Annotated in this window: 1 protein-coding gene and 1 pseudogene; one reads left to right on the forward strand and one right to left on the reverse strand. The window is 47.6% G+C overall.

Annotation, left to right across the window (positions count from 1 at the left end):
• Window positions 1–217: 217 nt before the first annotated feature.
• Window positions 218–1,260: pseudogene (locus H8A87_RS13240) on the forward strand (IS630 family transposase).
• A gap of 189 nt (window positions 1,261–1,449) precedes the next feature.
• On the opposite strand, the gene H8A87_RS13245 reads toward H8A87_RS13240, so the two are convergent.
• The gene (locus tag H8A87_RS13245) at window positions 1,450–12,891 is read right to left on the reverse strand and encodes a non-ribosomal peptide synthetase (protein WP_198690419.1); all 11,442 of its coding nucleotides are present in this window, start codon (window positions 12,889–12,891) and stop codon (window positions 1,450–1,452) included.
• Between the last annotated feature and the right edge of the window lie 489 nt (window positions 12,892–13,380).

Raw genomic sequence — 13,380 nt, forward strand, 5'->3', positions numbered from 1 at the left:
TCAAATAATTCTCGGAGTGATGAGAATTTACAACTTTTTTTCACCACCAATGTAATCGCAATAATGAGGTGATAGAGTGTAATCACATTGACATGTTTCACTTATTATTTTTTAATAAATAAGTTTTCAGAATAGTAGATCACTCGGAGGGAACTCAGCCCGATTTTTGCGATCTGATCAATTGCGAAAAATCCCAAACCACAATACGGACTGAGTGATGCCAATAATAGCACCGATACCCCAAGATGAATGTCAAAAAATGAAAAAACTTATCCATAAAACCCGTGATAAGGACTATTCCCGTCGATTAACGGCGTTACTGATGTTAAATGAAGGGCTTACTGTGACGGCTGTCGCTAAAACCCTTCGCGCTGCCCGCTCTTCTGTCAATCGTTGGATTGGGTGGTTTACGTTATATGGACTGGAAGGACTCAAAAGTTTACCGGCTGGCAGACCGGCAGTCTGGGAGCTAACTCCTCTCTACAACATCTTGCTTTTCTTATTACAGCAGTCCCCTCAAGAGTTAGGCTATCTTCGTTCTCGTTGGGGCCTTGAGCTCATAAGCAATACATTGAATGAATTACTCAGTCTCTCATTGACACGGAGTACGTTATACCGTTATTTCTCTCAGGTCGGTATTGTCTGGCGCAGGGCGGCACCAACGGTGAAAAAACCTGCTCCTGAATATGACGAGAAAATGGCAAAAATCACAAAAGCCAAAGCCAGTATTTCAGAAAAGCATCCTGTTTTTTATGAAGATGAGGCAGACATTGATTTAAACCCGAAAATCGGTGCGGATTGGTGTTTCAAGGGCCAGCAAAAGCGGGTAATCACCCCCCGGCAAAAATGAAAAACATTACCTTGCAGGCTGTCTCAATGCGCAAACAAAAGAAGTGACTTATGTGACAGGGGAAAAAAAAGAATTCTGATTTATTTATCAAAATGTTAGATGAACTTAATGCCCGCAATCCCCATGCGGAAACGATCACATTAATTTTAGATAATTACTGCATCCATAAAAGTCACAAAGTCAAGCGTTGGTTGACACACCATCCCAAGTTTATCCTTTTGTTTTTACAGGTTTATTCTCCCTGGTTAAATAAAATAGAGCGGCGATGGCAATCGCTTCATGAAACAGTGACTCGGAATCATTGTTGTCAATTTATGTGGCAATTACTCAATTATGTTGATGCCTTTTTACGATCGTTTTCATCACATCAAAAGCCAGGAATACGAAAAATGAGTGGAGCACTATTATGAAAAGCCATTTAGTCATCATCCATCATAGAGATAAAAATTGCCTCATACTAAGGAGAAAATTGGGGGGGGGGAAGACATTAAAATAGGCCCAGGTTCATTGTCAAACCGGGCCTGATATATTCATTATTTGGCGCAATCAATATGTTTTACTGCCATAAAAATCACGCCGTTCTTTTACAAAAAATCGGCTCAATCAGCCATTTCTAACATCCCCTCAATAATCTGTACTTCCTGCCTGATAATATCGTGGTGATCACAAAGCAGTGGTATGACGGACAGATGTTGGCAAGCTTGCCCTATATGGTTGTCACTGGCGGACATTGCCTCCGCTGGCGTCACTTCCCGTTTAGTTAATTGGGAATGGAATTTCGGCAGTCGGGTAGCTTTGAACAGGGTGACTTGGCTATGTTGCAAGCGTTGGGAAATCTTACTCTGGCAAATGGCGTCATCCGCCGGGCCAGCTTCCAGTGCCCGCGCTGCGGCATCGCCTTCCAGCCCCAATTCTTGCAACAACATTTGCCGCCAGCTTGGGTGCAGGGAATCTAAACTGACCTGATAGAAACTGTCCAGCAGATAGAGATGGATATCCGTGATTCCTCTGGCTTCCAGTTGAGCGGCGAGCTCCAACGCAATCAACCCTCCCATTGACCAGCCTAAAATATGCACCGGGCCTTGTGCCAATGGTTGATAGCCTTCCATCTGCTCCAGATAGAAGCGGGCAATGTCATGCAATGAGGTGATTAACGGCCGGTGGTACAGGTTGTAATTATCCACGCCCAGACAATGCAATTGCCCCTCCAGCGTTTTGGCGATATCCAGATAAACTTCACATCCTGCCATCGCTGGGTGGATCATCCATAATGTTTCCTGAGTTGACTTTTTGTTCAACGGCTGTACCAACCGGTATTCAAGGCTGTCCAAAATGCCACGAATATTGCGTTGCTTGAACAGTTCCATCACGGGAATTGATTGCCCCAGCAAGGCGGACATCTGTTGGCAGACTGGGATCGCCAGAATGGAAGTACCTCCACATTCAAAAAAGTCGTCGCTGATACCAACATGCTCCAGACCTAGCCTCTGTTGCCAGAGTTGGCAGAGTTGCTGCTCTTGTTCGGTCTGTGGTGCATGATAGTGATGCTGTTTTGGCGCGGTGTGACTGAGTGCTGACAGTTGCTTGCGGTCTATCTTGCCACTGGAGTTCAGCGGCAGCTCCGGCATCCGCACCAATACAGCCGGCACCATATACGGCGGCAGCGTGCGGGCGAGATGTTGGCGCAAATCAGTGTCATCAAGGGGGTTATCACTGATGTAATAGGCAGCCAAGCTGTCAGACGAACCGCTGACTTTAACCAGTGCACACTGGCGGATATCTTCTATTGCCATCAGCGTATTTTCAATTGCCCCCAGCTCAACCCGATAACCATTGACTTTAACCTGACTATCTATCCGGCCTAAGAATTCAATATTGCCATCTGGCAGCCAGCGACCTAAATCGCCTGTACAATACAGACGCTCACCGCTTATCGGGTGTTGGATGAAACGTTCTTCCGTGCGGATCGGATCTTTATAGTAACCAATCGCCAATCCGATTCCACTGATGTACATTTTACCGATAGCTTGGGCCGGCACAGGTTCCAGATCATTATCCAAGATATGGAAAGCCTGATTAACCAGTGCCTTGCCATAAGGAATACTGTGGTTATAGCTGGCCCCTGGTGGTACTTCGAATAGAATTGACCAGACCGAGGCTTCGGTGACGCCACCGCCGCTGAATATACGGCAATTGGGAATCCAGTCACGGCAACGCTGCACATGGTTAACCGGGATCCAATCGCCGGATAACAGTACTCTGTCCATCTCAACAATAGGTGGCTCCGTCCGGTTTTCTACTTCTTGCAATAGCAGCTCGAACAGCGCAGGAGCCGCATTCCAGATAGTGACATCGTGTTCACGGATCAGGGTTAACAAGGTGTCAGGCTGGTATCGCTGTTCTTCGCTAGGTATAACCAGTCTTCCTCCCACACTCAAAATACCGAATATGTCATAAACCGACAGATCAAAGCACAGGGCATTGAGCGCCAGCAAAGTATCTCCCCGCACGACGTTCAATTTACGGTTGATGTCTATCAAGGTGTTATTCGCGGTGTCATGCCGGGTAGCAATGCCTTTCGGTGTTCCCGTGGAGCCAGAGGTGAAAATCACATAAGCCAGACTGTCACAGCGAATAGGGACGGGGAGTGACATAGGTGTAGGCGCTGGCTGGTGCAGGGTATGCCCGTAAGGATCAAGTTGGATCACTTCACAGGTTGCCATTGTCCACGGTTTGTTACTGATCACTAATTGCGTTCCGGTCTGTTCGATGATCTTCCGGCAACGCTGCTGAGGCCAGGATACATCCATCGGTACATAAGCCCGTCCTGCCAGTAAAATTGCCAGAACAGCGATGATTTGCGCTCTGCCTTTGCTGACCTGAACCGCAATCAGCTCAGATTGGTTGCGCGGATGTTGGTGGATTTGTGCCGCCAATATCTGTGCAGACTGGAGCATTTTCGCATAGCTGCATTGGCCGTTGGCATCAATCAGGGCGATATCATTCGGGGACTGCTGAGTCCAATCGAGGATACCCTGATACAGCGGATGACAGTAGAGAGCTGCATCCTGTGTTTCCATTGGCGGCTTCAACAAGGCGATTCTCTCTTCTGGTGAATATAGGCTGATGCTTTTCACCAATTGCTCAGGATGAGCTGCCATCTGTATGAATATATTCTGCAAGTGCTTGATCATCCCATCAATGGTGTCTGGTGCAAACAATGCAGTAGCATAGTTAATGCTGCCAGACAGCGCTTCGTTACCGTCTTCAAAACAGAAGCCGAGATCAAATTTGGCAACATCATACACATCCGCCAGACTTTGCATGGCGAAGGGGGCATCAATATCATTCGCTTTTTGCTCCACGGAGAAAGAGACTTGGAACAGCGGATGGCGCGATAAGTCACGTGGCAAGTTCAGGAATTCAACCAGTTTCTCGAAAGGCATGTCCTGATTCTGCTGGCTGGTAATCGTGCTGGCGAATACCTGCCGGATTTGCTCGGTTACACTCCAATCCGTCGCTATGTGATTACGCAATACCAACATATTGACGAACATGCCTATCAGTGATTCCAGTTGCGGATGTGAACGGTTGGCAATTGGGCTGCCGACGACAATATCGTGCTGACCGCAATACCTGAGCAGTAGGAAATTGACACCGGTCAACAACACGGAATGTAATGTAACACCTAATTGGCGTGCCAATTGCCGCAGTTGATGGCTCAATTGTGGGACGATAGAGAAAGCAACCGTGTGGCCACGGTGGTCAAAAATGTTGGGGCGCGGATAGTCGCAGGGAAGTTCCAACTGCGGGCAGTGTTGCAACTGTTTTAACCAGAACTGTTTTAGCTGCTCTAGTTTATCGCTGGACAGCAATTGCTGATGCCAAGAGGCATAATCCATATATTGAATAGACAGCGGTGGTAATGCTGGTGGACGTTGGTTCAACTCTGCGGCATAAAACTCGGCCAACTCCCTTAACAGTATATTCAGCGACCAGCCGTCAAAGCTGATGTGATGAACGTTGATCAGGCAGAAATGGGAGACTTGCCCATCATGTTCAATCCGTTGCAATAGTCTGGCCCTGATGGGGTATTCGTGGCGCAAATCAAAGACTCGGAAGCTCTCTTGACGCAAGAAATCTATCCACTCATCTGCCTGCACTTCAGCGCAGGGAACGAGCAACGCTTCATCATGGGCTTGCAGGAAAAACGCCTCCTCGTCATCTTGCTCAAAAGTACAGCGTAATACCTGATGACGGTGAACTACCGCTTGCAGGCTACGGATAAAATGGTCTATTTGGGTATCGGCCCGCAGGGTGAATAACAGCGGAATATGATAGATATTACTTTCCTGCATCAGCGTTTCGATAAACCAGAGCCGCATTTGTGAAAAAGATAGGGCGCCGCGTTGCAAATTTGCTTTTGGTATTTCGTCAAGTTGAGCATCGTGACTTGACAGGAAAGTACATAGGGCTCTGACGGTAGGATGACGATTCAGTGCAGCCAAAGGTATTTGGCGTTGCAATACCTGACTGAGACGGTTACTCAATTGAATAGCCATAATAGAGTTGCCGCCCAGTTGGAAAAAGTTATCGTCGATGCCGATGCGTTCCGATTGCAGCAATTCTGCCCAGATATCACAACATTGCTGTTGTAAAGGTGTTTCTGCGGACGTGTATTTCTGCTGTAAATCAGTAAAGGTGGGCGCTGGGAGTATGCGGTGATCCAGCTTGCCATTGATGGTCATTGGAATGAGGGGTAACGGAATCAATGCACTGGGCTGCATATAGTGCGGTAACACTTGTGCCAGTGCTTGGCGAATTTCGGAGGGTTCTACACCACGGGTTGAAGTGTAGTAACAAACAATTCTGGGGGATTCCTTGCCATGAATGATAGCCACAGCCTGATCGACACCAGAGACAGTGGCGAGCACACTCTCAATTTCGCCCAGTTCGATCCGATGCCCGCGAATTTTCACCTGACTGTCATTGCGGCCAAGGTACTCCAATGACCCCTCATCCCGCCAACGAACAATATCGCCAGTGCGATATAAGCGCGAATGGTCAGTGTGTTGCTGGAACGGGTTGGCAATGAATTTTTCTTGGCTCAATGCGGGTTGGTTCAGATAACCACGGGACAATCCTACACCAGAGAGGAACAACTCACCCGGCACGCCGACAGGCAGTGGTTGCAGATTGGTATCCAACACATAGGCACCATTCTGAGCCAATGGCTTGCCGATATTCGTCGCACCATTGTAACGATAGGGGTTAACGGTGGCACAGACACTGTCTTCGGTTGGGCCGTAGCAGTTGAATACCTGGCGTCCCTGAGCCGTATAGTGATCCAACACATCCTGAGATACCGCTTCACCGCCCACCGCCAGCCATTGCAGGCTATCCGGCAATGTCGGTTTGAGTTTGAGCAAGGCAGGTGGCAACATTGCATAACTCATTTGCCACTTTTGCAACAACGTTTGCAGTTCCTGCAAGTCATAACGCTGTGCGTCAGAGGCGACTACCAGAGCGTGGCCACCGGCAAATGCCGGGAAGCTTTCCATCAAATGGGCATCAAATACAAGGGAAGAAAATTGCAGGAAGCGAAGACCTGGTTGTGCTGATCCCAATCCCATTCTGGATAGTAAACTGCGCGCCATGATCGCAGGGCCACGGTGTTCTATCAGTGTTCCCTTTGGTTTGCCAGTCGTGCCTGAGGTGTAAATCACATAGGCTAACTGATTAGGCTCAACTTGCGGCAGAGATGGCGGTATATCGTCGATGGTTTCTGCATCCACCAATTCGCTCAGATAAAGCTGTTGCAGGTTGGGACGGTCAAACAGTGATGCCAGATCCGGCTCAGTCAGTACCAGCCGCATTTTGCTGTCCTGCATGATGTAATCCAGCCTTTCTGCTGGCATTCTTGTATCCATCGGGATATAGGCGGCGCCAGCTTTTAGAATGGTCAGTAATGAGACAATCATATCAATGCTGCGTTCGCAGCACAGACCAATCAGTTCACCTGAAGCTAATTCACGCTGGAAGCGATGGCGGTATATTGCCCGAAGTTGAGCCGCATAATGTGATGAAATATCATCCAGCTCTTGATAACTCAACGTTCGGTGATCGTCAATTAAGGCCGGATGCTGTGGTGTCAATCGAGCCTGTCTCTCCAACAGACCATGCAGAGTGATGGATTCCTCTATTTTTGGTTCTGGCGCAGCAAAAGCCCACTCTTCTAAGAGTTGTTTGCGCTTGTTGTCACTCAGTGCGGAGAGCCTCTGGTGCGGATAATGGAGATGGGAAGGCAGACGAGCCAGCAATACGCTTAACATCTCCAAAATGGCATTGGCCCGTTCTGCATTGAGGCAACTGGGTTTGTAAGCCAGAGAGAGCTTCAGGCCTTGTTCTACATTACCTTCGGCAATCAGATTCAACGGGTAGTCAGTATCGCCCTTGGCAGCCCTTACACTGGCCTGCATGGTCTCTAATTTTGTCGTGGGGTAGTTTTCATAGACAAAGAGCGTTTGGAACAGTTTTCCACCACTGAATTTTCCACCACTGAGTTTTTCACCAATGAATGGTAATTCAGCCAGAGGTTGATAACTGTAAGTATCCAAATCAATCATGCGTTGATGAAGTGTACGAAGTTGTTGGAGGCAAGTCAGTTGTGGTTCCCAATCCATCATCAAGGGTAATGTATTGATAAATAGACCGACGCTATTTTCTATCCCTGAGACGGGGTGATTGCGGCCAGACAGGGTAATGCCAACGATGGTTTGAGCTTGTTGGCTAAACAGGTGCAGTAACTTATGCCAAGCGAACTGCAACATGACGTTGAGTGTCAGGCCATGATTGCGGGCGGTTTCTTGCAATGACAAAGCAACCGCATGGGGAAGTGTGTAATGCACTGTAGTTTGGGCTTCTGACGCGCCATTGTCAGGGGTATTCAACAGCAGAGAAATATCGGTGCTTTCCCAATGCTGGATACCAAGTTGCTGCCAGTGGCTGCGGCATTCTCCCGCTTGACTGGCGTAATAACGCTGAGTAGCCAGATAGGCTGTATCGCTGTGGGTATCTGGTGTTTGACCTGCCTGTAGCTGTTGGTAAGTACGGTGAACGTATTCCAGCAAGATCTGATTACTCCAGCCATCGTTAATAATATGGTGACTGGTATGAATCAGGCTGTATCGGCCTGCATCTAGCTTAACGAGGCAAACGCGCATTAATTCCGGCTGGCGCAGGTCGAAAGGCTGATTATTTTGGTGTTGGCTCAGTTCCACCAACGCTTGGTCTGGGGCGGAGTGAGCAGTGAGATCATGGTATTGCCAGGACAATTCAACATGCTGGAACACAATTTGCCGAAACTGTTCCTGCCAGTCAAAACCCGTGCGCAATATAGGATACTTTTGTTGTGCACATAGCCAAGCCTTGCGGTAATGGCGGGGTTCGATGGGTTGTGCGTAATCCAGTACAAACTGAAAATGGTAGATCGAATTATGCGGATGGCTCAGATGATGGTGAATGAATCCCTGTTGCAGGCTGTTGGCCGGATAGACCCAAACAGGTTCTAATCCTGCTGGCAGCCGCGCCAGTAAAGCGGCATCAATTTCGTAGTCCATTTCTTGCAGGGTTGTATCAGTGGAAGGTACGACATTGTCGATCAACTGTATCAATGCGGTCTGGAAGTGGTGATCCAGTTGAACAAGCTGCGTTTGGCTCAGTAAGCCGTCCCAGCGATAGTGCAGATCTTGGCCGATAAACCAGACGTTAAGGGTAAGCAAACCGCTATCAACATTACGTGGATGGATCGTCTGGCCGGCTGTTTCGGCGGTCATTTGCCAATCACTTTCATGCGTCTGTAACTGCCCCAGATAATTGAATACAATTGCCGGATAAGGTAAGGAGAGCGTGTTGCGCAGGGGGCCGTATGAAATACCTGAATCCGGTACGTTGGCTAGAGTCGAGTGGACTTGCTGTAAGGAAATTGTCCTTTCACCATCGGTAGAAAAATGCAGGGGATACAGCGCAGTAAACCAGCCAACAGTACGGCCAACATCCAATTGCACGGATGGGAGCTGGCGGCCATGCCCTTCCAATAGCAGTGTATGATTTGATATTCCGCTGACATGATCCAGAGTATGCAGCAGCGCAGTCAGTAATACCTCATTGGGATTGTGTTTTTGGGGATCGTGCTTTGCTGCACCACTGGCCACATTCAGCAGACGGATACTGGCTGTGGATGGCAAAGTTTGCCACAGGTATTGGCGGGTATCGCGGGTATCCAGCAACGGACGGTAGTCACTTTGTGATACACATTGTTGCTGCCAGAATTCACGTTGAGACTCAAAGTGAGGAATTTGTTCCGTCAGGGCTGCTTGCCATTGCCGATAGCTGGCTGTTTTGGGGCCAAGTGTTTCACCATGATAAAGCTGTTTCAAATCATCCAATAGGATGCGCCATGATACGGCATCAACAATCAGGTGATGCAGGGCACAATAAATACGTGCTGAACCATCTGGATATCCATCAATATAAGCAAAACGCCACAGTGGACCAGTGGCGATATCGAAATCACTTTGCCAAGCATCCAGACAATTATTGAACTCGCTCTCGCTCAATTGATCATAATGGCAAATTTCCAGCGCCGTTGGTGTCACTTGCGTGAAATCCAGATAACGCTGGCGATCAGCAGGGAGAAAGCGAACTCGTAACATATCATGCCGTTCTGCCAATGCCTGAACTGCGGTTTCTAGTTTCTGGGGCATTAAAGGCGGCACTTGAATCAAGAAAGCCTGATTCCAATGGTTGGATTGAGGAAATGCCTGTTCGAAAAACCAATGCTGAATGGGATGCAGAGGGAAATCACCCTGTAGTCTTCCCTGTTCGGCAGGTAGCATCTGAGCTTCATTTGGCTCTGACAACTGTGCTGCCAGCTTGGCAATAGTGCGGCATTGATGTAATAGCTTGGTGCTGCATGGTAACTGCTGACGACGCATTTCTGAAATCAGGCGGATGACGGAAATGGAATCGCCCCCCAGATGGAAAAAGTCATCATCAATGCCAATCTCATCCACTCCCAAAATGTGCTGCCAGATAATTTGCAGCTTGTGCTCCAGCTCAGTGGTTGCGGCACGGTAAAAGTGATGGCTCTGTTTGAAATCGGGTTCTGGTAACGCCGTCGCATCCAGCTTGCCATTAATGGTCATCGGCAAGGTTTCCAACTGCACGAATGCAGATGGCATCATGTAATCCGGCAGGGAAAGCCGTAACGAGCGCCGGAGATTATCTTCGTTTAGGGTGATATTTGAAACAGTGATATTTGAAACAGTAATATTTGAAACATAGTAGACCACGATTTGTGAGCGATCCTGACCGCGTACTTGCGCCGTACATTGAATTAGCCCCGATGCCGCAATAAACGCTTGTTCGATTTCAGCCAATTCCACCCGATGTCCGCGAATTTTTACCTGAAAATCCTTGCGCCCCAGATATTCCAGTTCTCCATTCGGCAACCAACGGGCCTGATCACCTGTGCGGTAGAGCCGCTGATCATCGGAATGCTGTGCAAAAGGATTGGCGATGAACGCCTTTGCCGTTAACTCGGGTTGTCCCAGATATTCTCTGGCTAACACAGGCCCAGAAAGGTACAGTCCACCGCCCATTCCCATCGGCACCAACTGCAACCGCTCATCCAACACATAGGCATGAACACCCGGAAACGGTTGACCAATATTGCGATCGCCATCCCCATTCCCTTGATAACGGTGTATGGTGGCACACACGCTGGCTTCCGTCGGGCCATAAGCATTGAACAATCGCCGACCCTGCATTGTGTAATGATCCAGAATGGCTTGTGGGGTTGATTCGCCTCCGACCAGGATGGTTTGCAATGTAACAGGCAATGCTGGTTTTGTTTTCAGTAGCGTAGGCGGAAAAATAGCGCCTTCAACCTGATATTGTTCGATTAATTTTATCAGCAGGTCGATATCATGGCGCTCTTCTTCCGAAGCAATCACCAATGTATGCCCAAAACACAGGGCGATGAACGTCTCGAACACATGAGCATCAAACGCCAGAGAAGCGAACTGCAACCAGCGTTGAGGAAACTCAATACCTTCAATGAGAGCGGCATATTGACCATCAAGCATAGTCAATACGCCGCGATGTTCTAACAACGTTCCCTTTGGACGCCCTGTCGTCCCGGAAGTATAAATAGAATAGGCCAGCGAACGTGGCCCAGCGGCTGTTTCTGGGGCACAGTCTGGTTGGTGGCGATAATCATCGTTGGGGTTATCTAATGCCAGCAGAGCCAGATTTTGCCCGTGATCGTGCAATCTGGCTTGGTGTGCCATCTGCGTAATGGCCAACCGAGACTGACTGTCTGCCAGAATATAGGCCAATCGTTGGGATGGTATTTGCGGGTCAAGAGGCAGATAGGCCGCGCCTGCTTTCATGATCGCCAGCATGGCAATCACCATGTCGACCCCACGGTTCAGGCAAATAGGCAATAAGATATCAGGGGATAGTGACTGCCCTGTTGCCTGTTGATAGCGCCCTTGTATCAGGTGAGCTAATTGATTGCTGCGCTGTTCCAATTCCGCATAACTCAATTGTTGCTGGTTATCGATCAGGGCAATGCGTTGCGGATGTAGCTTCGCCTGCTGCTGAAAATTTTTATGGAGCGTTGTCGTATGAAGAGTTGTCGTATGAAGAGTTGCCGCAGGAATATCTATCTGTTTCCCCCGATTTCCGAATTCCAATAACATTCTGCTTTGACTAGTGGACAGGAACGGAAATTGTTGGAGCGGCGTTTCAGGACTCGTCAGGGCATTCACCAGTAATTGTTGGAACTGTTCGCCCAAGACTGCGATTTGCATCGGGTGAAAGCGGTCGAGCAGATAGCGGATGCGAAAAGACCATTGATCAGCTTGTTGCTGGTATTCCAGTACTAATTCTGAATTGGCTAAATCATTGTTGAAACGGTGATTGTAATGAACTTCACAATCTTCCAGTTCCAGACGGATATCCTTGAGATGAGCTTGGGACAGGGCAACATTCAACTGACGAACAGGGGTAGAACGCAGAACCTGAAAGATCGGCCAGGATGAGAAACGCAGGCCGGGTGCCGCTTTCAATGATGAAGTATAACTTAGCGTGTGCTGATAGAGTGAAGCAAAACTGGCAGTATCATCCAATTGTAGAGGAAAAACTGCGGTATTGATTTGAGCACCCAATGAAAGGGATTCGCTGCCTGCCAGAGCGAGAGGGTAACTGATATGCGCTTTCTTATCAGGGGAATATTGCGCAATCAGTACTGCCCACAACGTTTTGAATATAAGAAATGGTGTACCGTGTCGCACAGAGTGCCTGAGACGTTGCCAGTCATTCAATGGCAGGCTGAAACGGTATTCTCCGGCCAATTCCTGCTCATCTTTTTTCTGTACTGACAAATAGGGCAAAGAATTGCTGGCGTTCACGCCATCCAGACAGGTTTGCCAGAATTGTTCGGGATGATGCTTTTCCAATATCTCTACCTGTCGATGATATTGAGCAAACTTTTCTGCAATTTGTTCCAGAGTCAGGGGAGAATGACGCAGGGGCCGTTGATTATAGAGGTCGGATATGGCGTGGTAGAACTCCTCAGTGCTCTCGCCATCCACAACAATATGGTGCAATACAATGGCCAGTTGAAATTGCTGTGTTGACTGCTGAAACAATCCAAACCGGATCAGCGGCCCTTGTTTCAAATCAAATGGCATTAAGGCAAATTGGCGTAGTTTTTCTTCGCTGTCAAAAATTTGCAGAGGATTATCGCAATCCAAACAGGGTTTCCAATATAACTCACCATTTTCTTCATCAAGCCGAGCGCGTAGTAAAGGATATTGATTCATCAATTCCTGTACAGACCAACTCAATTTGTTTTTATCCAAATTGCCATAAATAGTTTGGTCCACAACCATATTGTACTTAAATGAATCAGGATCGAGAGTCCATTCATTCCAAAACAGGCGTGTAAATGGAGAGGCCAGAATGTTATCCATGCGAATACTTCCTTCGGATTTAGGGTTAAATAAAAATTTATTCATCTGAGCAAATATCAGGTGATTACTTTTCGAATCGGTCCTGGTGTTACATTGGAAAATAAATATTTTAATTAGCCTTCATGCCTATATTGGCTGATCGGCAGATATAGTAATTTATTGTTGTTATGGGCATTTTTAATTTGGCAGGAATTCTGCTTTTGAAGCATATTCATCCCATTCTTTTGTCAAGGATTAACCATTATTACTCTTTATTTTTTATATTTTGGGTGTGCCTATGCCAATACTTGTAAGGCTTAACCCTGTGTATAGAGATATCTTGGTATAATCATATTTTGGTATAGTGATATATAGCGTATAGTGATATATAGCTTTGAAGGTTGTCCCAATCACTGACAGTTATTGAATTCATAAGCGATTATTGGAGTTGGTAAACTTTGTTTGAATTAAAGTTATTCTTTATCAATGTGTTAATTTTTAAATTCACGG

This window comes from Xenorhabdus lircayensis (assembly GCF_016306625.1).
Lineage (GTDB): Bacteria > Pseudomonadota > Gammaproteobacteria > Enterobacterales > Enterobacteriaceae > Xenorhabdus > Xenorhabdus lircayensis.